Origin of the sequence: Sporosarcina sp. FSL K6-2383 (genome assembly GCF_038618305.1) — a bacterium.
Taxonomy (GTDB): Bacteria; Bacillota; Bacilli; order Bacillales_A; family Planococcaceae; genus Sporosarcina.
Window position 1 is genome coordinate 913,566 of record NZ_CP152017.1, and the last position, 22,048, is coordinate 935,613.

Annotated in this window: 25 protein-coding genes and 1 riboswitch; of the genes, 19 read left to right on the forward strand and 6 right to left on the reverse strand. The window is 44.5% G+C overall.

The genetic code is table 11. From position 1 onward, the window contains the following. Positions 1-17: 17 nt before the first annotated feature. From MKZ10_RS04765 to MKZ10_RS04785, 5 genes are read left to right on the forward strand one after another with little or no spacing between them, the layout of a single operon-like run. The gene (locus MKZ10_RS04765; protein ID WP_342508356.1) at positions 18-785 is read left to right on the forward strand and encodes a DUF4230 domain-containing protein; all 768 of its coding nucleotides are present in this window, start codon (positions 18-20) and stop codon (positions 783-785) included. Further along, complete coding sequence (locus MKZ10_RS04770; RefSeq protein ID WP_342508358.1) at positions 778-1,464, forward strand: uracil-DNA glycosylase; 687 nt, start codon at positions 778-780, stop codon at positions 1,462-1,464. The genes MKZ10_RS04765 and MKZ10_RS04770 overlap by 8 nt, the downstream gene beginning before the upstream one ends. Positions 1,465-1,511: 47 nt before the next feature. Beyond that, a complete protein-coding gene (locus MKZ10_RS04775; protein ID WP_342508360.1) occupies positions 1,512-1,688 on the forward strand; it encodes a uracil-DNA glycosylase in 177 nt (58 codons plus the stop codon). Next, the gene (locus MKZ10_RS04780; RefSeq protein ID WP_342508362.1) at positions 1,685-1,951 is read left to right on the forward strand and encodes a YwdI family protein; all 267 of its coding nucleotides are present in this window, start codon (positions 1,685-1,687) and stop codon (positions 1,949-1,951) included. Before MKZ10_RS04775 ends, MKZ10_RS04780 begins: the two co-directional genes overlap by 4 nt. A 26-nt stretch (positions 1,952-1,977) precedes the next feature. Further along, positions 1,978-2,358: a DUF423 domain-containing protein gene (locus tag MKZ10_RS04785; protein ID WP_342508364.1), complete on the forward strand. Its 381-nt coding sequence runs from the start codon at positions 1,978-1,980 to the stop codon at positions 2,356-2,358. A gap of 50 nt (positions 2,359-2,408) precedes the next feature. Here the strand turns inward: MKZ10_RS04785 and MKZ10_RS04790 are convergent, their stop codons facing one another. From MKZ10_RS04790 to hemQ, 3 genes are all read right to left on the reverse strand, one after another. Continuing rightward, on the reverse strand, positions 2,409-2,786 hold the full coding sequence (locus MKZ10_RS04790; RefSeq protein ID WP_342508366.1) for a spore coat protein GerQ: 378 nt from the start codon (positions 2,784-2,786) through the stop codon (positions 2,409-2,411). A 34-nt stretch (positions 2,787-2,820) separates the two neighbouring features. Further along, positions 2,821-3,240: a cell wall hydrolase gene (locus MKZ10_RS04795; RefSeq protein ID WP_342508368.1), complete on the reverse strand. Its 420-nt coding sequence runs from the start codon at positions 3,238-3,240 to the stop codon at positions 2,821-2,823. Between the two features lie 112 nt (positions 3,241-3,352). Then, on the reverse strand, positions 3,353-4,102 hold the full coding sequence (gene hemQ / locus MKZ10_RS04800) for a hydrogen peroxide-dependent heme synthase (protein WP_342508370.1): 750 nt from the start codon (positions 4,100-4,102) through the stop codon (positions 3,353-3,355). Between the two features lie 176 nt (positions 4,103-4,278). Here hemQ and pta point away from each other — a divergent pair, with 176 nt between their 5' ends. Together pta and MKZ10_RS04810 are read left to right on the forward strand one after the other, a co-directional pair. Next, positions 4,279-5,250 (forward strand): phosphate acetyltransferase, encoded by a 972-nt coding sequence (pta, locus tag MKZ10_RS04805; protein WP_342508372.1) that lies wholly within the window; start codon positions 4,279-4,281, stop codon positions 5,248-5,250. Positions 5,251-5,265: 15 nt separating this feature from the next. Further along, positions 5,266-6,108 carry a lipoate--protein ligase family protein gene (locus tag MKZ10_RS04810; protein ID WP_342508374.1) on the forward strand — a complete coding sequence of 281 codons (843 nt, stop codon included), beginning with the start codon at positions 5,266-5,268 and terminating at the stop codon, positions 6,106-6,108. Between the two features lie 396 nt (positions 6,109-6,504). On the opposite strand, the gene MKZ10_RS04815 is transcribed toward MKZ10_RS04810, so the two are convergent. Further along, positions 6,505-7,140 (reverse strand): RsfA family transcriptional regulator, encoded by a 636-nt coding sequence (locus tag MKZ10_RS04815; RefSeq protein WP_342508376.1) that lies wholly within the window; start codon positions 7,138-7,140, stop codon positions 6,505-6,507. A 209-nt stretch (positions 7,141-7,349) separates the two neighbouring features. On the opposite strand from MKZ10_RS04815, the gene MKZ10_RS04820 reads away from it, so the two are divergent. Both MKZ10_RS04820 and MKZ10_RS04825 read left to right on the forward strand, forming a co-directional pair. Then, positions 7,350-8,648, forward strand: coding sequence for an HD domain-containing protein (locus MKZ10_RS04820; RefSeq protein WP_342510014.1), 1,299 nt, complete (start codon positions 7,350-7,352; stop codon positions 8,646-8,648). A gap of 15 nt (positions 8,649-8,663) precedes the next feature. After that, positions 8,664-9,170: a YwgA family protein gene (locus MKZ10_RS04825; RefSeq protein WP_342508378.1), complete on the forward strand. Its 507-nt coding sequence runs from the start codon at positions 8,664-8,666 to the stop codon at positions 9,168-9,170. A 39-nt stretch (positions 9,171-9,209) separates the two neighbouring features. On the opposite strand, the gene MKZ10_RS04830 is transcribed toward MKZ10_RS04825, so the two are convergent. Continuing rightward, the gene (locus tag MKZ10_RS04830) at positions 9,210-9,395 is read right to left on the reverse strand and encodes a 2-hydroxymuconate tautomerase (RefSeq protein WP_342508380.1); all 186 of its coding nucleotides are present in this window, start codon (positions 9,393-9,395) and stop codon (positions 9,210-9,212) included. Between the two features lie 67 nt (positions 9,396-9,462). On the opposite strand from MKZ10_RS04830, the gene MKZ10_RS04835 reads away from it, so the two are divergent. After that, positions 9,463-9,978: a YwhD family protein gene (locus MKZ10_RS04835; RefSeq protein ID WP_342508381.1), complete on the forward strand. Its 516-nt coding sequence runs from the start codon at positions 9,463-9,465 to the stop codon at positions 9,976-9,978. 381 nt (positions 9,979-10,359) lie between these two features. Here MKZ10_RS04835 and MKZ10_RS04840 read toward each other — a convergent pair whose 3' ends face one another. Beyond that, the gene (locus tag MKZ10_RS04840) at positions 10,360-12,417 is read right to left on the reverse strand and encodes a PBP1A family penicillin-binding protein (RefSeq protein WP_342508383.1); all 2,058 of its coding nucleotides are present in this window, start codon (positions 12,415-12,417) and stop codon (positions 10,360-10,362) included. Between the two features lie 131 nt (positions 12,418-12,548). On the opposite strand from MKZ10_RS04840, the gene MKZ10_RS04845 reads away from it, so the two are divergent. The 9 genes from MKZ10_RS04845 to MKZ10_RS04885 all read left to right on the forward strand — a co-directional run bounded on the left by MKZ10_RS04845 (position 12,549) and on the right by MKZ10_RS04885 (position 22,048). Continuing rightward, positions 12,549-13,007, forward strand: coding sequence for a DUF1934 domain-containing protein (locus MKZ10_RS04845; RefSeq protein WP_342508385.1), 459 nt, complete (start codon positions 12,549-12,551; stop codon positions 13,005-13,007). Beyond that, complete coding sequence (argS, locus tag MKZ10_RS04850) at positions 13,004-14,671, forward strand: arginine--tRNA ligase (protein WP_342508387.1); 1,668 nt, start codon at positions 13,004-13,006, stop codon at positions 14,669-14,671. Before MKZ10_RS04845 ends, argS begins: the two co-directional genes overlap by 4 nt. Positions 14,672-14,941: 270 nt before the next feature. Then, positions 14,942-15,095, forward strand: a riboswitch (cobalamin riboswitch). Positions 15,096-15,212: 117 nt separating this feature from the next. Continuing rightward, positions 15,213-16,178, forward strand: a complete 966-nt coding sequence (locus tag MKZ10_RS04855; RefSeq protein WP_342508389.1) for an ABC transporter substrate-binding protein — start codon at positions 15,213-15,215, stop codon at positions 16,176-16,178. Beyond that, complete coding sequence (locus MKZ10_RS04860; protein WP_342508391.1) at positions 16,171-17,166, forward strand: iron ABC transporter permease; 996 nt, start codon at positions 16,171-16,173, stop codon at positions 17,164-17,166. The genes MKZ10_RS04855 and MKZ10_RS04860 overlap by 8 nt, the downstream gene beginning before the upstream one ends. A 1-nt stretch (position 17,167) precedes the next feature. Beyond that, the gene (locus MKZ10_RS04865; RefSeq protein ID WP_342508393.1) at positions 17,168-18,640 is read left to right on the forward strand and encodes an adenosylcobinamide amidohydrolase; all 1,473 of its coding nucleotides are present in this window, start codon (positions 17,168-17,170) and stop codon (positions 18,638-18,640) included. Next, positions 18,640-19,596 (forward strand): adenosylcobinamide-phosphate synthase CbiB, encoded by a 957-nt coding sequence (cbiB, locus tag MKZ10_RS04870; protein WP_342510017.1) that lies wholly within the window; start codon positions 18,640-18,642, stop codon positions 19,594-19,596. The genes MKZ10_RS04865 and cbiB overlap by 1 nt, the downstream gene beginning before the upstream one ends. Continuing rightward, a complete protein-coding gene (locus MKZ10_RS04875; RefSeq protein WP_342508395.1) occupies positions 19,583-20,656 on the forward strand; it encodes an aminotransferase class I/II-fold pyridoxal phosphate-dependent enzyme in 1,074 nt (357 codons plus the stop codon). Before cbiB ends, MKZ10_RS04875 begins: the two co-directional genes overlap by 14 nt. Beyond that, positions 20,638-21,213 carry a bifunctional adenosylcobinamide kinase/adenosylcobinamide-phosphate guanylyltransferase gene (locus MKZ10_RS04880; protein ID WP_342508397.1) on the forward strand — a complete coding sequence of 192 codons (576 nt, stop codon included), beginning with the start codon at positions 20,638-20,640 and terminating at the stop codon, positions 21,211-21,213. The genes MKZ10_RS04875 and MKZ10_RS04880 overlap by 19 nt, the downstream gene beginning before the upstream one ends. Positions 21,214-21,217: 4 nt before the next feature. Further along, positions 21,218-22,048 carry a cobyric acid synthase gene (locus tag MKZ10_RS04885; RefSeq protein ID WP_342508398.1) on the forward strand — a complete coding sequence of 277 codons (831 nt, stop codon included), beginning with the start codon at positions 21,218-21,220 and terminating at the stop codon, positions 22,046-22,048.

The following is a 22,048-nucleotide window of genomic DNA, read 5'->3' on the forward strand; positions in this document are numbered from 1 at the left end:
AGGAAAAGAGGGATGATATGAAAAAAGGGCAAAAAACGGATGATAAAGAGCAGCTGTTGAAAGAATTACAAGCTGCTAAAAAGGAATCGGCAGTGACAGTAGATGAAGTGAATGGCCGTCAATTTGGCTTTTGGCGTGTTGGAAAACTATTCTTTTCAGTATGGAAAAAATCATTTTTAGTCATAGCTTTACTGATTATACTGCTCGTTGTCTCCTTACCGATTATTACATTTTTTATTCTCAAACAAGGGAGCACCTATACAGAGCAGAAGGGTGTGTTTTTGGAGCAAATCCAAGAATTGAATGAGCTAGCCACAGCTGAGGCTTATACGAAAGTCATCATTGAACGACAAGATAATACATTGTTTGGACAGAGTATCGGACTTAATTTGCCAGGCACGAAACGCCAGCTGTTAGTTGTTATTCCCGGATCCGTAAAGGCGGGTGTCAATATGTCTAATTTGACAGAAAAAGATGTCGTCATTGACGAGGAGAATAAAACGGCTAAGTTGACATTGCCGCCTGCAACCTTTTTAGGAGGAGCAGAAATTTATTTTGATAAAGTGGAAGTGTACTCTTACGAAGGGCTTTTCCGTGATAAGGCGAATATCGAAGAGGCATACGAGCTTGCAGCGGAGGCGAAGGAATTGATATTGGAAGAAACGGCAGGACAAGGTGTGTTGACGATGGCGCAACAAAATGCCGAGAAGACGCTACGGGAAATGTTTTCGTTCGCAGGGTATGATGTGACAATTGAATTTAAGGAAGAGATTGATAATGAATAAAGAGATTTACGGGAATGATTGGGATGCAGTTTTGAAAGAGGAATTTGCCAAACCTTATTATCTGAAGCTACGTGAATTTCTCAAAAAAGAATATGCAGAGCAAACGATTTATCCACAAATGGATGATTTATGGACGGCATTTCAATGTACGCCTTTCAATGAAGTAAAGGTCGTCATTTTAGGACAAGATCCGTATCATGGCCCAAACCAAGCGCATGGTTTGAGCTTTTCTGTACAACCGGGCGTGAAGATTCCACCGAGTTTGCGCAATATGTTTAAAGAGCTATCATCAGATATTGGTTGTGTGATTCCGGAAAGCGGAACGTTAACTGGATGGGCGCGGCAAGGTGTCCTCATGCTAAATACGGTATTGACTGTGCGGCAAGGCGAAGCCCATTCGCATCGTAAACAGGGGTGGGAGGCATTCACGGATGAAGTGATTCGGAAGTTGTCAGAGCGTGATCAGCCGATTGTGTTCATATTATGGGGGCGACCTGCACAGGAGAAGAAAAAGCTGATTGATGTAACACGTCATGTGGTAATTGAATCGGTTCATCCAAGTCCGCTTAGTGCAAGCCGCGGATTTTTAGGTAGTCGGCCGTACTCGGCAACAAATGAAATTTTAGAGTCGTGGGGTGAAGGGGCGATTGATTGGAGTAAGACAGGCGGGGTGCTTTAAATCGTACGCTTCACATGATAAAGTGAACATGAATAGAGGTGACCGGAATGGCTGTGAATTGTTTTCAATGCCAGCATTTTTTTGTGACATGGGATCAGCGAAATCCGCGTGGCTGTAAAGCATACGAGTTCAAAACACGGGAATTGCCATCGGTCGTTGTGAAGCGGTCATCTGGCATGGAGTGTTTGAAATTTACACAGAAGAAAGGGGATATGAAACGGTGATTTCATATGACCGCATCATCTCAGAAATGGAACGTCAATTGAGTGTCGCAAAGCGCACGAATGATGAGCGTGCGATGCGTGAAGCCTTGGCGGCTGTAAGGTCATTGTGTGAAGTGGCGCTTAACGGGGATAGTAGTGTTAGGCAAGAAGAGAAAATTGCCCCTAAAATGCTGATAGCACCTGATGTGCAGTCTATATCTTCATTAGAAGGAAAGCCGCTTGAGGAAGAAGATGCAAATGGCGGCTCGTTATTTGATTTTTGATTCATAACAAGAAAGTAGGAAAAACAATGCCATTTTTCATTATCGCAGGTGCTATCAACGCGGCAATTGCTGTCGCATTTGGTGCATTTGGTGCACACGCACTAAAAGAAAAGCTCTCTGCACATTATTTAGCTGTTTGGGAAACAGCTGTTCAGTATCAAATGTTCCATGCGATTGGACTGCTTGCTGTCGGAATCCTTATGAGCTCATCACTGTTTGGTGCATCCACACAGTTAACGTGGGCGGGCTACTTGTTGCTTGCTGGGATTATCATTTTCTCGGGTAGCTTGTACGTATTAAGTCTATCGGGAATCGGTATACTCGGTGCCATCACACCAATTGGCGGCGTTGCATTCATCGCAGGCTGGATTATGTTGATTATTGCGGCTGTTAAATATACGGCTTAAATACAAAAAATCTTCCGTGCGCCAAACTTGGCTAACGGAAGATTTTTTATTTAAGTTTGAGGAAAGTAGTTTATTTTACCCGTAAACTCTGCGTAATCAAAATAAATCATAGGGAATAGGAATTCATGGCCGGTTGCTGTTTCGTTTAGGATGACGTGGTCGCGACCGGCAGCTACGACGGTTCCAACAATGCGTTTTGTGTTCACGCCAGATTCTAGTGCATGTTCAAATGAAAAATTAAAGACACCAGGCTGACCGATATTTAACCGTAAAATGTTTTCGATGTATGACTGCTCGCGCGCGGGTGGCCCTGGGAGTGGCCCGACAGACATGCCGGGACTAGGGGGTCTTCCGCCGTTCGGAATTGTGACTGGTGGCGGAGTGATATGTTGATTTTGATAGGTAGGGTTCCAATAATATTGGACCATTTCTTCATCCTTTCAGATTGTAATTTAGGTAGCGTTAGACAGTAGGGCAGTCCGATACTGTTGGTGAAAAGAAACAATGTGACTTAAATCTACCGGTATTCCATTGACCATACCATTGTGCGGGGCAATCGCCGGTTGGCATGAAAAACCATAAAGATCGCTCGCCAGGGGTGAAGCGTTCCCCGTTAATAACCCGCCTCGCAAGTTTTCTATCCATCTCTCGTGCCCGTTGATAAAAATAACTTTTTGTCGTCGCTTCAAAACCGCCGGGACGCTGGAATACCATCTCTTCCAAATTACGAATGTCTCTAAAATCTAGACAATCTGCAAGTACGCGATTTACACCAACATTACCGACCAAAAGCATTCCTAATTGACCATCACCCTCCGCTTCTGCCCGCATGAGCCGTGCAAGCATATCTAATTGGGCCTCGTTATATTTTACCACCGCCACGGAACAACCCCCTTGGGGGAATCATATGCAATGGATGCGGCATTCATGACCGCTGACAGAAAAAACCGTCCAACTGAACGATGCCAGTTGAACGGTTTGATTAGGAAGTAACTTAAATATTGAAAAATGCAGCTTTTTTATCGCCATCTAAAATCGTACCAACGAAGAATGAGCCGAACTCTGCATATCGAGCACTCACTTCGTCAAATCGCATTTCATAAATTAATTTTTTAAACTGTAGCACATCATCCGAGAACAATGTGACAGCCCATTCGTAGTCATCGAAACCAACAGAACCAGAAATGATTTGTTTCACTTTACCTGCATAGCTACGGCCGATTAAACCGTGTGCCCGCATCAGTTCTTTACGTTTGTCCATATCAAGCGTGTACCAGTTAACATCACCATCACGCTTTTTATCCATTGGATAGAAGCAGATATACTGACTGCGTTGTAGTTCAGGATAGAGACGTCCGCGAACGAATGGATTTTGGTAAGGATCTTCAGTGGATTCGCCTGCAAGGTAATTCGACAATTCGACAACTGACACATAAGAGTACGCTGGAATTGTAAAGTCGGCGATTGCCAGCTTGTTAAATTCTGTTTCGAGAGCCTGAATTTCGTCCATCGTTGGACGTAACGTCATTAGCATGAAATCAGCCTTTTGACCAATTACTGTATAAAAAGCATGTGCGCCTGTTTTTTCATCATCTACTTTTTGGAGCTTTTCAAGATAAACAAGAAATTCCTCCACTGCTGCTTGGCGTTGCTCTGATGAAATTAGTTTCCATGACGCCCAGTCCATCGTGCGTAAATCATGTAATACATACCAACCATCAAGTGTTTGTGCTGCTTCGATCATATGAATTCAAACTCCTTCATCATGAATTTACTTCTGAATCGAGTGTAGCATAGTTGAGTGAGAAAACGCTTTTGATATGTGTCGTTGTCACGAATTTGACATGAAGTGTCCGGCTGTTATCACTGACTAAAGTCGTGTATGCTAAGTGTATAAGATAGCGGAGAAAGGTGATAGAGATGACAAATCTTTTTACAAATATTCAAGATAGCTTACGTGGCAATGAAAAAACAATTATTTTACCCGAAGGAACAGATGCACGTGTGCTAGAAGCTGCATCGCGCCTTCAGGCTGAGGGACTTGTGAAACCCATTTTGCTTGGCGATGAAAGCGGAGTGACACAGGCAGCAAATGCAGCGGCAATAGATATTACAGGTGTAACCATTATTGATCCAAAGAAGGCTTCTTATTTCGAAGAGCTTGCTGAAAAGTTCGTCGAGCGTCGCAATGGGAAAGCAACTTTAGAGCAGGCACGTGAGCAATTGAAAGACGTCAATTACTTTGGTACGATGCTAATTTTCACAGGGCGTGCAGATGGGCTTGTCAGCGGTGCTGTCCATTCGACAGCGGACACGGTACGTCCGGCACTGCAAATTATTAAGACGAAGCCGGGTATTTCAAGGACAAGCGGTGCATTTATTATGATGAAGGGCGAGGAACGTCTTGTTTTTGCAGATTGTGCCATTACAGTTGCACCGACAGCGCAAGAGCTAGCAGAAATTGCAGTTGCTAGTGCGAAAACGGCGCAATCATTCGGTATTGATCCACGTGTGGCGATGTTGAGCTTCTCAACAAAAGGCTCCGCTGTTACGCCAGAAACGGAAAAAGTTGCGGAAGCGGTAGCCATTGCTCAAGAGCTTGCACCGGATCTACCACTTGATGGTGAATTTCAATTTGACGCGGCGTATGTGCCAGAAATTTCAGCTAAAAAAGCGCCTGGTTCTATTATTCAAGGGAATGCAAATGTCTTCGTCTTCCCATCACTTGAAGCCGGTAATATCGGTTACAAATTAACAGAGCGTCTTGGCGGCTACGAAGCAATTGGACCGATTTTACAAGGACTGAATGCACCGGTCAATGATCTGTCACGCGGTTGTTCAGCAGACGATGTATACAAGCTTGCTCTCATAACGGCGGCACAAAGTCTATAAGTAGGAGAATTTCAAATGGCACACTATGAATCATTATTAAAAATCCCACAATGGCGTTTTGTGGATGAATCTATGACGGGGCGTACTCGTTCTGCATTAGAGTCCTTCGCTGCGGATGACACCCTATGTCAGCTCGTCGGACAACAAATGAGTAGTCCAACTGTGCGCACATGGGTGCATGATAAAACTGTCGTTCTTGGTATTCAGGATCATCGTCTTCCGCATATCGAAGAAGCGATTCCGATGCTTGAAAACGCAGGTTACAATGTCATTGTTCGGAATTCGGGCGGTCTCGCGGTCGTGCTCGACAACGGAGTCTTGAATATATCCGTCGTGTTATCAGAACGGGATGGAGCGATCGACATTCCGGCGGGCTATGAAGTGATGTTAGCATTTGTTCGTAAACTCTTTCCGGAAGCGGGTGACCGCATCGAGGCTTATGAAATTGTCGGATCTTATTGTCCAGGCTCATATGATCTCAGCATCGAGGGGCGAAAATTTGCCGGTATTTCACAACGTAGACTGCGTCAAGGCATCGCCGTACAAGTCTACTTATGCGTCGAGGGAAGTGGAGCTGAACGAGCAGAATTGATTCGTGATTTATATGACATCGGTTTGCAAGGCGCAGAGACAAAATTCAGCTACCCGGTAATTAAACCAGAAGTGATGGCATCTCTCGCGGAATTGTTGGGTATACCACTTACCGTCAATGATGTCGTCATTCGCCTGCAACTGTTGTTGCGCGAACTTGCAAAAGAAGTCGAAGTGGGTGGCTTCAAACCGGAGGAAATGGAACTGTACACATTCTATTTAAATCGTGTTGTTGAACGAAATAAAAAGATGTTGGTGAGTGAATGAAAATCGGCTATCTCCTGAATAAGGGGGTAGCTGTTTTTATTGAACTAAACAACGAAATCGGATAACTAAGCAATGTATTCGTCAAAGTAAGCAACGTTCCCGCCGAAGTAAACAACGTATTCCTGAAACTATGCAACGTTTGCTGAACTAAACAATGAAATCGGGTAACTAAGCAACGTATTCGTTAAAGTAAGCAACGTTCCCGCCGAAGTAAACAACGTATTCCTGAAACTATGCAACGTTTGCTGAACTAAACAATGAAATCGGGTAACTAAGCAACGTATTCGTCAAAGTAAGCAACGTTCCCGCCAAACTAAACAACGTATTCCCGAAAGTAAACAACGTTCTCACTAAACTAAACAAAGTCATTCCTCATGCTATAAGAAAAACCGCCAATCAATGATTGATTGGCGGTTCTTTCGTGACTAGATTACCATTTTGCTCCATCGTAAAGACGGGGGCAGTGCGATCCGTTTCGTCTTCGAGTGTTACGAGGCGGCGTGCGCGATTCATAATTTGAACGAATTGCTCGTAATCAGAACGAAGTGTTTTGTTTTCATGCTGGAGCTTTTCGATTTCTTTTTCAAGCTTTTCTGACTTATCAATGGCGATTTTGGCGGTTTGTCTCCAACGAAGTGACTCGCTATCGCCGATTCCTGTGTGATGCATTCGAACAAGGTACGCAATAACTGTATCGAGCGATAATGCCGATAAGGGAACAGGCGTCATTTGATCTTCTTGAGTTCCTTGAGAAGGACTATACAATTGCTGGCCACGTCGTTTGAAGTCCTTGCCAAGGACACGAATGGCTTGCTTGCGTTCTTTTTTTGCATCAATCAGCTCTTTTTCATAGTCCTGCCTGACGACGGCGTTCCACCTGAATCCACAAGCGGCAGCTGTCCGGTTGAGCGCATCGCCAACTTCTTCGAAGGCGCTTAGCTGTGTGCTACCCTCGCGAACATGCCGCAGCACCGTCTCAGCCAATAAAATATCGTTTTCTTCAATCCAAGCATCCTGTCTAACTTTCACCATTTCCGTGCCTCCTACCATATGTTCATAGTTTCTTTCTACAATCAGTGTGGACAGGGTTGCTCTATTTTATTCATAATGAAAAAAGCATTCTATCTTACTTTTACTCAAATGATTCCTTTTCCGTCTTCCAACTAAGTGATTGATTGATTATACTAAAGAGAATGAGTTGAACCGAATTACGTCGAGGCGTAATTGATTGGAGGTGCATGATGGATTACAAAGATGAAAAACTGATTGAAGAAAAAGTTTTCAAAGACCCGGTGCACCGCTATATCCATGTGCGTGACAGAGTAATATGGGATGTGATTGGCACAAGCGAATTCCAACGTCTTCGTCGGATTAGGCAGCTCGGGACGACTTATCTTGTGTTCCACGGCGCAGAACATAGTCGGTTCCATCATTCACTAGGTGTCTATGAAATCGTTAGGCGCATTATTGATGACGGTTTTAGTCATAGACCCGAATGGAACAATGAAGAACGACTTGTCACGCTATGTGCAGCGCTGTTACATGATCTTGGACATGGTCCGTTTTCACATGCATTTGAAAAGGTATTCAATCTCGATCATGAACAATTTACACAAGCTATTTTGCTAGGGGATACGGAAGTGAATGCAGTACTCCGTCGTGTGGCTCCTGAATTCCCGCAAAAAGTAGCTGATGTTATTGGGAAAACGTATCCGGATAAGCTTGTGATCAGCCTCATATCAAGTCAGATTGACGCGGATCGAATGGATTATTTACAGCGTGATGCTTATTTTACGGGTGTATCATACGGACATTTTGACATGGAGCGTATTTTGCGTGTCATGCGACCGGCAGAAGAACAGGCAGTTATTAAATATAGTGGGATGCACGCGGTAGAAGATTACATCATGAGCCGTTATCAAATGTATTGGCAAGTGTATTTTCATCCTGTATCACGTAGCGCGGAAGTCATTCTGACGAAAATTTTACATCGCGCAAAGCATCTACATGATGATGGTTATATTTTTAAACAAGAACCGACCCATTTTCGCTCGTTCTTTGATCGGACATTCGAACTTGAGGATTATATAGCACTTGACGAAAGTATTTTATTGACCTATTTTCAGATTTGGATGAAGGAAGAAGACGCGATATTATCAGATCTCTGCTACCGATTTATTAACAGAAAACTATTCCAATACGCAGAGTTCGATCCGGCGACGGAATACCGAAAAATTGGTGAGCTGGAACAATTGTTTAAGCAAGCAGGCATTGATCCGGCTTATTACCTTGTTGCAGATTCTTCGTCAGATTTACCGTATGATTTCTATCGCCCAGGTGAAGAAAATGAGCGTCTACCGATCTACTTACAGATGCCGAATGGCGACTTGAGCGAGTTATCACGGTCATCGGATATCGTGGATGCGATTTCGGGTAAAAAACGAACCGACCATAAAATCTATTTCCCAGAAGACTTGTTGAATGAAGGGAAAGACCGAAATCCGTTATATAGACAAATTTTGCATATATTAGAAGTTTAGGAAGGGGTGGTTTTCTTGCTACAGGAGCATGCCAAGATTGTGCAATTCATTTCAATTGCGAATGAAGTGAAGGGTAGAAAAAAGATACAAAAAATGATTTATATCGCAAAAAAGATGAGTTTCCCGTTTGCAGAAAAATACGAGCTGCATATGTATGGTCCTTATTCTGAGGAATTGACGCTACGTATAGAGGAACTATGTGCGATGGGATTTCTCGCGGAACAGTGTGTGGACAAGGGCTCGTATGTTCAGTATAGCTATACAACGACGGATGAAGGGACGAGTTTTCTTGAAACAGCCCAAACTCCGCATGAAACACTAGCGGTTTGCGTGGATATGATGAATGGCAAAAGTTCGAGGTTCCTTGAACTAGTATCGACATTGCTCTATTTCGATCACCTCGATAAGAATGAACAGATAGCAAAAGTTCACATTGTAAAAAGTAAGTTAAACTTCACTGGGCAGGAGATGACGGATGCATTCGACTTCATCGCCGAACTGCAACGCTGCTCGGTACAATGAAAAAAGCGTAAGCCCCTATCAAGGTGCTTGCGCTTTTCGTTACTGATCACTAAAACGTTTTCCAGCGACAGCATAATGATTTTTAGGCATTTCTTCGATGAATACGACAACAGCTTCAATAGGTGCGCCAGTTGTTTCAACAACAGCCGCCGTTACTTTTTCACAGAGTGCACGTTTTTGCTCCTCTGTACGACCTTCCAACATCTTGACAGTTACATAAGGCATTCCAGTTCCCCCTTTCTGCATATATTCGGTATAGTGTATATATTATCAGAGTTGGGGAGGCAAACAAATGACAAATGAACAAAAACCAAAACAGAAAATGGGTTTTACAATTATAAAAGATGATCCGACAGATGGACATAAAGGGTTCGGAATTGGCTCATTGTCGTTAGAAAATGTGTCACCTGTCATTATTGACGTGGACGAAGGGCTTGCGAAGATTGAAATTGGCGCTATGCACGCGAGAAGTGATACGGAGCGAGGCATCAAGTTCACGCTGAATCGTGAGGACTCGGCGGGCGGCAAACCGTACTGGTTGGTTTGGGTGACGATTGATTTTAAAGAAGATGGACCTTTTTACGCAGGTGTCACAGCTTGTGAAATGGTTGTGAATCGTGAAAAGCGCCGTGGCTACAAAGTACTGGCAGATCATGTCAATCGAATGGATAAGTCGATGAAGCGCCATATTATGGTCGCGGACATGGATGATAAATCGAAGAAAATTCTTGCTGAATTTCTTTCTAGCCACAATAAGGAAATGTGGGAGCGTAGTGAAGCGAAGTTACATGCAGATCTTGTCGTATAATCGCTTAGATTATGAACAATATGTGAACTTTACTGCATAGTTTCCTTTCGGAGGTTGAATGTCAGCCTGAAAGGAAGTACACTAAAAATATAGCTTGTACTTGTAAGCTAGGACAACCGAAATGGTATATTTTCTAACGAGTAGCGTATCAAACAAACCCAAGCGTGATACCGTATTCGTAAGTGCCCAGGACGGTAAAAAAGCTTTCTTCCCTTGAAGTCATTCAAGAGAGGAAAGCTTTTTTGATATAGATAATTGCGCTATGGCTCGGGGAGTATCCGATATCCTGGGGTGGAAGGGCAAAGTGTCCAACCATTTCACGGGAATGTCCAACGAACCATGGTAACCAACGCTCATCTGCTCCGCGTTCAACAAAACCACTCACTCAAAAAATGAAAACGGAAATAGCTCGAGTTTACCACCGTCATCTTCGCCAGAGGATCGCTGCTCTCTCAACGTCTTATCCGTACACAGTTTTTGAGGCATATCCTTCTCCTTCACGTAAACGAGCCGTTGCTTTTCGCATTCATTGACCGCAATGCCGCCCGTTTCCACATCGACGATGACGCCGTTGACTCCTTGTGGGGGGATGAATGGCTCGGCCGGCTTGCCGCTATGCACCGTCTCCATGAAATCAATCCATATTTTCTTGGAAGCGGCCTTATCCTGCGCGTCAGCTAATTGTTTACCAACGTCAAACCCTGTCCAAATACCTGCTGTTAGCGAGGGCGTGAAGCCAATTAGGTATTGATCGGAAATCGTTGTTCCTGATTTTGCAGCATAGGGGCGTGTCTGTTTTTGACGCATGGAAAGCCCGGTAGAGGATGTGTAATCATTAAAAACAGGATCGAACATGCCTGTCATTAAATGAGTAAGAACGGATGCGTCCTGTTCAGAAATAACATGCTTCTTGCTTTGCTTCGGATGCTCGTACACCGTTTTGCCCTCAGAATCTGCAATGGATAGAATTGTCATCGGTTTAATTTCAGTGCCGCCTGATGCAATTCGATTATAGGCACTTGTCATATCGGACAGCGTAACATCCGATGTGCCAAGTGCGACAGCGGGTGATTCAGGAAGTGTGATGTTAACGCCTAGTTTTTCTGCCATTTTACTAAAATTTTTATAGCCAATTTCTTCGAGCGTTTTAACAGCAAAAATATTATCAGAAATAGCCAATGCCTGTGCGAGAGAAATAGGATGTCCTGCAAACTTGCCATTCACATTGCTCGGTTCATAAGTTGAACGTCCTTCGTCATACGTAAAAATGGTTTTTTCGGTCGATAAAAAAGTGAGTGGATTGAAACCTTCCTCAAGTGCCGCAGCGTATAACACAGGCTTAATGGCGGAGCCGGGCTGTCGCTTCGCTTGTGTGACTCGGTTAAATGGACTTTCCGAATAATCTACTCCGCCAACAAGTGATGTAATATAGCCCGTGCCTGGTTCGATGGATATGAATCCGATTTGTAAATCACTTTTCGGCATCCATTTAGCGATTACTTCCTCCGCGCTTTGCTGATGATGCGGGTCCAATGTTGTGCGGATGGTCCAACCACCTTCAGCGGGGGAGCGTCCTTTGGTAGTTAGTACTTTTTCCGCTTCCCGCCACACTTCATCCAAAAAATAGGGAGCGACGCGCTTCGAATCTGCCCACTCACGTGTCTTCAACGTAATTTGTTCAAGATTTGCCCGCTCTTCTTGACGTGCGGTGATGTATCCCTGTGCTTCCATAAGTGAAAGGACAAGTGCTTTCCGCTTCTGCGAATTTTCAGGACTTTCAATAGGCGAATAAATTGAAGGACCTTTGGCAATCGCTACGATGACGGCAGATTCTTCTAACGTTAATTCTTTCGCAGGCTTTCCGAAATAAAATTTACTAGCTGCCTCAACGCCATACATGCCGTGTCCAAAATAAACCGTATTCATATAACCTTCTAAAATGACATCCTTGTCGTAAAATATTTCCATACGGTATGCATAGAGTGCCTCATCGAATTTTCGTTTCCAGGTCTTTTCAAACGTTAAATATAAGTTTTTGGCGTATTGCTGAGTAATTGTGCTAGCCCCTTCGACTTTGCGTCCTGCCTTAGCGTCCTTCAGCAATGCCCCAGCAATTCGTCGGTAATCAAAGCCGTTGTGGCTATAAAAATTTTTATCCTCCGTCGCAATGACTGCGTCGATTAGAAAGGGCGACATCTCGTCAAGGTCAACCCAATAGCGCCGTTCAACTGTGAAGCGATCGCCAATTTGCTTGCCGCTTTTATCGAGAAAGACGGAAGCTTTTGGCACACTTAAAGAGGGGGCTCCCGTAACCTGAGCATATAATCGTAGCAATAAGAAAACGGTTAGTACCGCCGTTAGCATCGTAACGGAGAGGAGTAATAGCCGCTTGATAGCCTTACGTCTCTTTACCTTTTTTAAATACACTACCCGTTGCATACAATCCCGTCCCGTCGATGTTGTTACATGTAGTATGTGACGCATGGAAAGAGATTAAACGGAGTGAACATAAAAACATGCATCATACGGATAGATTGAAAAATCTATTGCAAAAAGGATATAATGGATAGATGCATATTAAAAAGGACGGTGAGCTTGTGGAAACGCAGGATAGAGTACGCAAGGTGGATATCCAGCTCCATTCGTCAATCCGGCATCCCGGACAGGATCAGGAGAGTCATGAGATGAACCTAGTTGGTCAGCTCATCGAAAAAAAAGGAATCTATTACTTGAAATATGAAGAGCAACAAAATGGTCAACTCGTTTTGACAACGGTCAAAATGGGTGCGGAGGACGCACTGATATTCCGTAGTGGCGCAGTGACGATGCGGTTGCCTTTCATTTCAAACGGTGAGCGGCTGGGGAATTATGGCAATGGTCCGGCATCATTTAATTTACTTGTCAAAACAACTCTACTTGAATTTAATGAACAAGCCGGACGTTTCCACGTAGCCTACGAGCTATATGCGGAAGGATCTTTACTTGGCATATACGAATTGACCATTACATATACGGAGGGAACAATATGAACGCAGTAGAACAAATTCAACAAGAAGTAAAATCGGCATTGCGCGCAGCGGTTATTGCGGCTGAGCTTGTAGAAGAGGCAGCGATACCGGAAATTATGCTGGAAACACCAAAAAGTAAAGACAATGGAGATTACGCGACAAACATTGCGATGCAGCTCACAAAATTGGCGAAAAAACCACCCCGTGCTATTGCAGAAGCGATTCTTGAACAGTTAGATACATCCGGGACATCTATTGAATCCGTTGATATTGCAGGTCCTGGATTCATGAATATTAAATTGGCAACGGATTACTTAGGGGATATCGTTAAGACAGTTCTTGAGCAAAGTGAAAATTATGGTCGTTCAACTTCTGGGGCAAATGAAAAAATTCAAGTCGAGTTTGTTTCAGCTAACCCGACTGGCGATCTTCATTTAGGGCACGCACGTGGTGCATCACTTGGCGATTCCTTGAGTAATGTCCTTGATTTTGCTGGTTATGATGTCGCGCGTGAATACTATATTAACGACGCCGGCAATCAAATCAATAACCTTGCTTACTCAATTGAAGCACGTTATTTCCAAGCGCTTGGTTTGGACACAAAAATGCCAGAAGACGGCTACCATGGAAAAGACATTATTGGAATTGGAGAAGAGCTTGCGAAAGAATTCGGTGATAAATTCGTCAATGTTTCTGAACAAGAACGTTTTGACTATTTCCGTAAGCACGGACTTGATTTTGAATTGGCAAAACTGAAGAAAGACTTGGCTGATTTCCGCGTATCATTCGATGTTTGGTTCTCAGAAACATCATTATATGAAAATGGTAAAATCGATGTAGCACTCGACAAGCTACGTGCAAACGGTCACGTTTTTGAAGAAGATGGCGCAACATGGTTCCGCTCTACGACATTCGGGGACGATAAAGATCGTGTACTTATTAAAAACGACGGCACATACACGTATTTATTGCCGGATATCGCCTATCATGAAGATAAATTATTCCGTGGCTTCGATAAGCTGATTAACATTTGGGGTGCCGATCACCACGGCTATATTCCTCGTATGAAAGCCGCAATTGAAGCACTTGGCTATGACCGTGATACGTTGGAAGTAAACGTAGCACAAATGGTGCAGTTATATAAAGATGGCGAAAAGTTCAAAATGAGTAAGCGTACAGGGAAAGCAGTTACTTTACGAGAACTTGTGGAAGATGTTGGTCTTGATGCAGTTCGTTATTTCTTCGCCATGCGTTCAGGCGATTCGCAAATGGATTTCGACCTGGACTTAGCCATTTCTCAATCCAATGAAAACCCGGTGTATTATGCACAATATGCACATGCACGAATCTCTTCGATTTTGCGACAAGCCAATGAAACAGGACTTTCTGCGTCTGTGGATAATGTTTCTTTATTGCAAGCTGAAAAAGAATTGGAATTACTAAAGAAAATTGGAGATTTCCCGAAAGTGGTCAGTGACGCTGCAAGAATGCGTATACCACATCGCCTCGCAACGTATATCCAAGAATTGGCTGCAACATTCCATAGTTTCTACAATGCAGAAAAAGTATTGGACCTCGAGAATCGCGACTTGTCAGAAGCAAGACTTGCACTTATTACGGCAACACGCACGACCATTGCAAATGCATTGAAACTGATTGGTGTTTCTGCACCGGAGAAAATGTAATCCGTTTAAGCGCCAGACTAAGATGAATTCATCTTGGTGTGGCGCTTTTAGTTAGGGAAAAGGTCACAGTTTGCAAGCAAACACTAAACGAGTGCAAGCGAATGCAGATTGAATGCAAGCAAAAAAAATACCCACTCCACATCCTGTGTCCAGTCACTGGCACATTCAATGGAGTAAAAATGGCTTATCCACACGAGGTTCAGTAATCGTAAAATCTACACCCCTCTCGACACCACGAAAACTTGTAGTATACTAAAAGATGTACAAAATTACATAGCTAAACATAAAGGTGCCTCGCCATCAAAGACGAGGTTAAAAGGGAAGTCGGTTCAATGCCGACGCGGTCCCGCCACTGTATGTGTGAGTACATTGCGAAGCGATGTGAACACGAGCCAGGAGACCTGCCTTTATGAACAACCCGATAGCCTACGCGGATAGGTTTGGTGGAAATCGGTGCATCTATGCGACCGCATTTTTACTAAACAATCCTCCGTACTCATACGGGGGATTTTTATTTAGAACAGTACTGGAGGGAAACACTATGAAAAAAATATGGCGATTATGGCTGACGTCAATACTAGCAGTGTTTTTACTCGCTGCATGTGGGACAACTGCAACAGATGATAAGCCGGAAGTAAATGCAACAGCACAAGAAGACGTTGTTGAAGCAGCATTTCCAGTAACATTAACGGATGCAGTAGGCAATGAAATACTATTTGAAAAAGCACCTGCAACAATCGTTTCTATGACTCCAAGCAATACGGAAATACTATTTGCACTTGGACTTGCAACTGAAATTATTGGTGTCAATGATTATGATGATTACCCAGAAGAAGCATTGGCCAAAGAGAAAATCGGTAGTATGCAATTTGACGTTGAAAAAATCATTGCCATGGACCCGGAAATTGTTTTTGCACATGAGTCGGGGCTAGGTGCAGGCGAAAATGGTCTACAACAACTCCGTGATGCAGGCGTATCTGTATTCGTTGTGAAAAATGCACTGGACTTCGAAGAAACATACGGGACGATTGTAACAATCGGACAAGCAACAGGTAAAACAGCAGAAGCTGAAAAAATTGTTGCTGACATGAAAGTGAAAGTTGAAGAAGTGACAGCTAAACTAGCGTCAGTCGACAATGAAAAAACAGTCTTTGTTGAAACAACCCCAGCTCCAGAAATTTATACACCAGGTAACAATACGTTTATGAATCAAATCCTTGAAATGGTGGGAGCAGAAAATATTGCCGCAGACCAAGAAGATTGGTTCATAATGGATCCGGAAGAAATCGTTAACCGCAATCCTGATGTCATCGTTGTGATGTATGACTATATCGATACAGCTGTCGAAGATGTTTATAAACGTGATGGCTTTGATTCCATTACGGCTATCAAAAACCAAGCAGTTGTTCAAGTGAATGAAAACAAGACAAGTCGCACAGGCCCACGTCTTGCAGAAGGCTTGGAAGAAATAGCAAAAGCCATCTATCCAGAGGCGTTTGATGAATAAATCTAGTGTCGCCTACATCGTATCCATCGCCACGCTCCTGGCGGTGGTCTGGCTCGGTGTATCAATCGGTTCTGTGAATATACCGATTAGTACGTTATGGAGTTCGGGAGTGGATGAGAAGGCTACAAACATCCTATGGAAGATTCGTATGCCGCGCGTCGTATTGGCAGGACTTGTCGGTGCGTCGCTGGCGATTGCAGGAGCTGCTTTTCAAGGGCTACTCAAAAATCCGCTCGCTGATCCATACACCCTCGGAGTGTCATCCGGCGCCTCTGTCGGCGCTGTGATGACGCTTTTTTTCGGTATTTCCATTCCGGTTTTGGGCACTTATACGCTACCCATTTTTAGTATGGTTGGTGCGGCACTGACAATGTTCCTTGTATTGGGCTTTGCTCGTCTTGTCGACCATTCGATGACGATGGAAACCATTATTCTGACAGGTATTATCTTCGGTTCATTTTTAGGCTCAGTACTATCGCTGATGATTGCGCTGACAGGGGAAGAACTGCGCCAAATTATCGGCTGGTTGCTTGGCAGCGTGTCCATGCGCGGCTGGAATTATGTCACGATGATCTTGCCGTTTGTTATTATTGGCTCCATGATGTTGTGGCTATGTCGCCGTGAATTAAATGCTATGCTGTTTGGCGAAGAACGTGCGCATCATTTAGGCGTCAATGTCAGACGTCGGAAGTTTATGATTTTAATCGGCGGATCTATTTTGACCGGTGCGGCAGTCGCTGTCTCTGGTACAATTGGCTTTGTAGGACTTGTTGTCCCGCATATGACACGTCTCCTATGGGGGGCAGATCACCGTCATTTATTAACATTATCGTTTTTGAACGGTGCATCATTACTTATTATTTGTGATCTGATCGCACGGACGATTATTTCGCCAACGGAATTACCAGTTGGTGTCATTACGGCATTTATCGGTGCGCCGGTATTTGCATTGATATTTTATAAACAACGCAGGAGAGGGGCTATGTGACATGCTGCAAGTGGATAACTTAACAGGTGGCTACGGCAAGGACCCTATCGTAAAGTCTGTCACATTTTCGGTTAAGAAAGGTGAGGTCTTAGGTATTTTAGGACCGAATGGTAGTGGGAAATCAACGCTGTTAAAGCTGATTTCGGGTATTCTTCCGAAGCAGGAGGGTTCTGTTGTCATTGACGGTCAACAGGCGTCCGATTATTCACAAAAGGAATTTGCTAGAAAGGTAGCTGTTTTACCACAGCTCCATGCCCATGCCTTTTCGCATTCCGTCCATGAAACTGTCTCGCTCGGCAGGTATCCACACCAGTCTGGACTTTTTTCGTCTTGGTCCACGGACGATGAGCGGGCTGTCGATGAAGCGATGCAGCATATGACCATTACGCGCTACATGCATACGTCTATCGAATTATTATCAGGCGGGGAACAGCAACGTGTTTTCGTAGCTCAAGCGCTTGCCCAGGAAGCACCGGTTTTATTGTTAGATGAACCGACGAATCATCTCGACATTGCTCATCAGCAACAATTATTGGATATCATTCGCAGACAAGCTGTTGAAAAAGGGCTCACCGTCGTGTCAGTATTCCACGACATTAATTTAGCGTCGCTGTATTGCGACCGCTTGTTGTTGATGGATAAAGGGCAAATTGCCGCCATTGGAACACCGCAGGACGTAGTGAAGGAATATGCAATTGAGCAAGTCTATCAAGCACGAGTGAAGACGCAAGCGCATCCAGAGCTACCGAAGCCGCAAATTACTCTTCTTCCCGATACGAAAGATGAGGTAATTCCATTTACTGTCACACTCGATGATTTTACGGTGTCATCGGACTATGTCGCCTTACGGACAGCAGGTCCATTGAAAACGATGTCGTCTGCTGTGCATAATGCAGGAACTGGCTGGTATCGTGCATTTGTTAACCGCCACGTGGACGCTAATTACGATAGTGATGATGTCAAAGTTGAAATGGCGGCCTATTTGGAACAGCAAGGTTTTCATGGAACAGACACGGTCGGTATGATGACGGCGGTCATGACAGAACATGTGGAAATGGAGCAGTATAAAGGAGATTTCGGTACGATTTTAATCGCGGTAACGGCTGGAGTTGGTAATGCAGTTGACGTGTCGGAGGCACTCACCCGCGATCGTGAGCAACGCATCGGTACGATTAATACATGGATTATTGTCAACGGTACATTATCTGACGAGGCATTTATTCAAGCGATGATTACTGCGACAGAAGCAAAAGCCAAAGCGCTACAAATGGAAGCAATCCAAGACCCACAAACGGGTACCATTGCAACGGGTACGTCTACGGACAGCTTGCTTGTAGCTGCAACGCAGCAAGGCGAATTTCTGTCCTATGCAGGACCGATTACACCGCTTGGCAAATTGATTGGTCATGGGGTCTATACGTGTACAGTTCGAGCAATCCGTGCCTATAAACAAGCGAAAGGGTGGACAACGTGATTCCAGCTCATTTTATAGCGATTGCGATTGGTTTTTTGCTGGACCGAATAATCGGTGATCCACCAACCTGGCCACATCCTATTCGCTGGATAGGGAACTTCATTTCAAAACTGACTTCTTTGTTGAATAAAGGGCGGTTTCGCACAGAAAAAGGGGCGCTAACGCTCTTTGGCACAGTTGGTATCGTCTTCATCGCTGTATTCGTTATCGTCGCATTCGCCTATCAAATCCACCTTTTTGCAGGTATCTTAGTAGAAAGCGTTCTCATCGCCGTTGGGCTGGCACAAAAAAGTTTACGCGATGCAGCATTAAGTGTTTATAAGCCACTTGTTGCAAAGGATTTACCAGAAGCGCGTACAAAGTTATCGTGGATTGTCGGTCGAGATACGGATAACTTGAAGGAAAGTGAAATTGCGCGTGGAGCCATTGAAACAGTATCCGAAAATACAGCAGACGGCATTACATCACCGTTATTTTGGGCATTTTTACTCGGTGCACCGGGGTTATGGTTGTACAAAACGGTCAATACACTTGATTCGATGATTGGTTATAAAGATGAACGCTATGAGAAATTTGGCAAGTTTTCTGCACGTGCAGATGATGTCCTGAACTTTATCCCAGCACGAGTGACAGGCTTTCTTATTATTTTTTATTCGCCGAATGAAGGCAAGTTAGGCATGATGAAGCGGTTTGTGGGGTGGAACCGAGATGCTAGACGACATCCTAGCCCGAATAGCGGTTTTTTAGAAGCGGCAACAGCTTGGCAGCTAGGCGTTACACTAGGTGGTCAAAGTACATATCGAGGCAAAGTATCTGAACGACCAGAAATCGGTCCAGGTACGATGCCACCAACAGCAGCACATATTAAATCGACCATTAAACAAATGCATATGGTCTCCTTCGTTTTTTGGTTAACGATGATGGTGATAGGGGTGTTTTTCTATGCGATTGCCTGAACACGGCGCAAACCCGCACCATGTATACGCGAAGCTAGGCGTTGATGTGCCAGCTCGCGTGTTGGATTTTAGTGAAAATGTCAATCCAGCTGGTCCACCACAAACTGTTCGTGTGATGTGGCCGAATTTATTGGCGGAAATGGGGACCTATCCAGATCCGGTGGGAGAACCGTTTTTGACCGCAGTCGCTGATTTTCATGACATTGACAAGTCACAGCTTTTTGTCGGCAACGGGGCTGCAGAATTGCTGGCGCTTATCGCGGAGCGTTATCGAGACAAACGGGCGATTGTTGTCCATCCAACGTTTTCTGAATACGAAGCGACATTACGCGCAAAAAATGTTGAAGTCATCCGAGTAATCGCTTCGGAACTAGACGGCTTCAAGCTACCTGTCGACGAAGTGAAACAAGCGATGGCAACAGCTCCCGTACTCTATTTATGCACACCGAATAATCCAACAGGCGTCATGCCTGCACAAGAGGATTTGGGTGCAATCATTCGTCACGGCGCTGAAGTTGGCTGTGACGTCGTGTTGGACGAAGCCTTCATTGATTTTGTCGATGAAAAGCTGTCGTTCATTGCGTCCATAAAAAACCATTCCCACGTCATCGTCGTCCGCTCGATGACGAAAATGTACGCCATTCCGGGCATCCGACTCGGCTATGTCGTGGCGCATCCATCTATCATTGAGGGTATAAAGAGATTAGCACCCCATTGGAATGTTAATGGTATGGCTGCCCGGATTGGGGCGGCTTGCTTGCCAGAAGAATCGTTCAGACAGCAAGCAATTCAGCATAGTAATCAGCAACGCGAACAATTCACGTCATTTCTTAAAGGCTATGGTTGTACGGTGACGGATTCCGTGACGAACTTTCTAACTTTTAAAATAAACCAAGATGCTAACAAGCTTTACCTAGATTTATTAGAACGGGGCATTGTGCTGCGGCACTCCGAAAATTTTCGTGGCATGGATGGTCGTTGGTTCAGAATAGGCATGAAAAACGGGACGGATATGGCTGCATTACAAGAGGAGCTGAAGCGATGGTTCGCGGTAAACTAACGTTTATAAGTGGTGGTGTTCGCAGCGGGAAAAGCGCTTTTGCAGAACGATTACTTGTTGATGAAGTACGGCAAACTGGTGGACGCTTAATCTATATCGCCTCGGGCCGAGCGACGGACCCGGAAATGCAGTCGCGCATTGATCGACATCGACATGACCGTGCTCCTCAAAACTGGACGACATTGGAGCAACCAACGAAGCTAGAGGAGGCATTGCCCGCCATTCAACAAGGTGACTATGTCTTATGGGATTGCCTGACAACTTGGCTGGCCAATGAATTATACGATGGCTGGGAAACAGGAAAGCCTTGCATTCATCAAGACGGTTGCATGGAACAAAAAGCACAGCAACTTCATGAAACGATTGATACGCTACTGACTCAAGTGTCGCATCTCGTCATTGTCTCTAATGAAGTGTTGGACGAGCTAGCTTCTACCTACGAAGAAACAAATCGCTATAGGTACTGGATTGGACAGATTCATCAACAACTCGTAGCAACAGCAGGTACGGCTATCGAGATGGATTATCGCGTAGCGACCTATTGGAAAAGGGAGTGATCTCATGAATGGGCTAATGGTCTTAGGCACTGCATCTGATTCTGGGAAAACAATGATTTGTACGGCGTTATGCCGCATTTTATCCGATGAAGGCGTACGTGTGACGCCCTTTAAATCACAAAATATGTCTAGGTTTTCTGCGACAACAGATAATGGCGAGGAAATGAGCCGTGCGCAATTTATTCAAGCGCTGGCTGCTAGAACGGTGCCAAGGATTGAGATGAATCCGATTTTGTTGAAACCGGTAGCTGGTATGAAATCCGAGGTATTGTTTTTTGGAGAAAAATTTGGTCCGATAGCAGGAATGACGTATCGGGAACAGTTTTTTAATCGTGCGATTGAAGTCATACAGACATCACTTAATAAGCTGGCGGAAAGCTATGACACAGTCATTATTGAAGGTGCAGGAAGCCCAGCAGAGGTGAATCTCAATGACCGTGAAATCGTCAATATGCGTGTGGCAGAAATTGCGGATGTGCCTGCTGTGTTGGTGGCGGATATTGACCGTGGTGGCGCCATTGCATCGATTGTCGGTACGCTTCAACTACTTTCTCCAGCGCATCGTGCGCGTGTGAGAGCGATTATAATCAATAAATTTCACGGGGACGTGTCATTATTTCAAGAAGGCATTGAATTTATTGAAACATATACAGGAATTCCTGTTGCAGGAGTGATTCCTTATAAAGTCGATCACGGCATTGAAGAGGAAGACGCGGATCGTCCGGTCATGTCTGCACCGCGCGGCGTAGATATCTATGATGAGTGGGCGGCTCATGTGAAGGAAAACCTCAATTGGTCGCTATTGACTAACATTCTGTCGGAACCGAGGGAATAA

Coding starts and splice junctions, on each gene's coding strand:
- MKZ10_RS04810 (WP_342508374.1), top strand. CDS start 5,266: ATGGCACACTATGAATCATTATTAAAAATCCCACAATGGCGTTTTGTG.
- pta (WP_342508372.1), top strand. CDS start 4,279: ATGACAAATCTTTTTACAAATATTCAAGATAGCTTACGTGGCAATGAA.
- MKZ10_RS04820 (WP_342510014.1), top strand. CDS start 7,350: ATGGATTACAAAGATGAAAAACTGATTGAAGAAAAAGTTTTCAAAGAC.
- MKZ10_RS04775 (WP_342508360.1), top strand. CDS start 1,512: ATGGCTGTGAATTGTTTTCAATGCCAGCATTTTTTTGTGACATGGGAT.
- MKZ10_RS04855 (WP_342508389.1), top strand. CDS start 15,213: ATGAAAAAAATATGGCGATTATGGCTGACGTCAATACTAGCAGTGTTT.
- MKZ10_RS04880 (WP_342508397.1), top strand. CDS start 20,638: ATGGTTCGCGGTAAACTAACGTTTATAAGTGGTGGTGTTCGCAGCGGG.
- MKZ10_RS04790 (WP_342508366.1), bottom strand. CDS start 2,786: ATGGTCCAATATTATTGGAACCCTACCTATCAAAATCAACATATCACT.
- MKZ10_RS04815 (WP_342508376.1), bottom strand. CDS start 7,140: ATGGTGAAAGTTAGACAGGATGCTTGGATTGAAGAAAACGATATTTTA.
- MKZ10_RS04860 (WP_342508391.1), top strand. CDS start 16,171: ATGAATAAATCTAGTGTCGCCTACATCGTATCCATCGCCACGCTCCTG.
- MKZ10_RS04885 (WP_342508398.1), top strand. CDS start 21,218: ATGAATGGGCTAATGGTCTTAGGCACTGCATCTGATTCTGGGAAAACA.
- MKZ10_RS04865 (WP_342508393.1), top strand. CDS start 17,168: ATGCTGCAAGTGGATAACTTAACAGGTGGCTACGGCAAGGACCCTATC.
- MKZ10_RS04785 (WP_342508364.1), top strand. CDS start 1,978: ATGCCATTTTTCATTATCGCAGGTGCTATCAACGCGGCAATTGCTGTC.
- MKZ10_RS04765 (WP_342508356.1), top strand. CDS start 18: ATGAAAAAAGGGCAAAAAACGGATGATAAAGAGCAGCTGTTGAAAGAA.
- MKZ10_RS04840 (WP_342508383.1), bottom strand. CDS start 12,417: ATGCAACGGGTAGTGTATTTAAAAAAGGTAAAGAGACGTAAGGCTATC.
- MKZ10_RS04875 (WP_342508395.1), top strand. CDS start 19,583: ATGCGATTGCCTGAACACGGCGCAAACCCGCACCATGTATACGCGAAG.
- MKZ10_RS04845 (WP_342508385.1), top strand. CDS start 12,549: ATGCATATTAAAAAGGACGGTGAGCTTGTGGAAACGCAGGATAGAGTA.
- MKZ10_RS04835 (WP_342508381.1), top strand. CDS start 9,463: ATGACAAATGAACAAAAACCAAAACAGAAAATGGGTTTTACAATTATA.
- MKZ10_RS04770 (WP_342508358.1), top strand. CDS start 778: ATGAATAAAGAGATTTACGGGAATGATTGGGATGCAGTTTTGAAAGAG.
- argS (WP_342508387.1), top strand. CDS start 13,004: ATGAACGCAGTAGAACAAATTCAACAAGAAGTAAAATCGGCATTGCGC.
- MKZ10_RS04830 (WP_342508380.1), bottom strand. CDS start 9,395: ATGCCTTATGTAACTGTCAAGATGTTGGAAGGTCGTACAGAGGAGCAA.
- hemQ (WP_342508370.1), bottom strand. CDS start 4,102: ATGATCGAAGCAGCACAAACACTTGATGGTTGGTATGTATTACATGAT.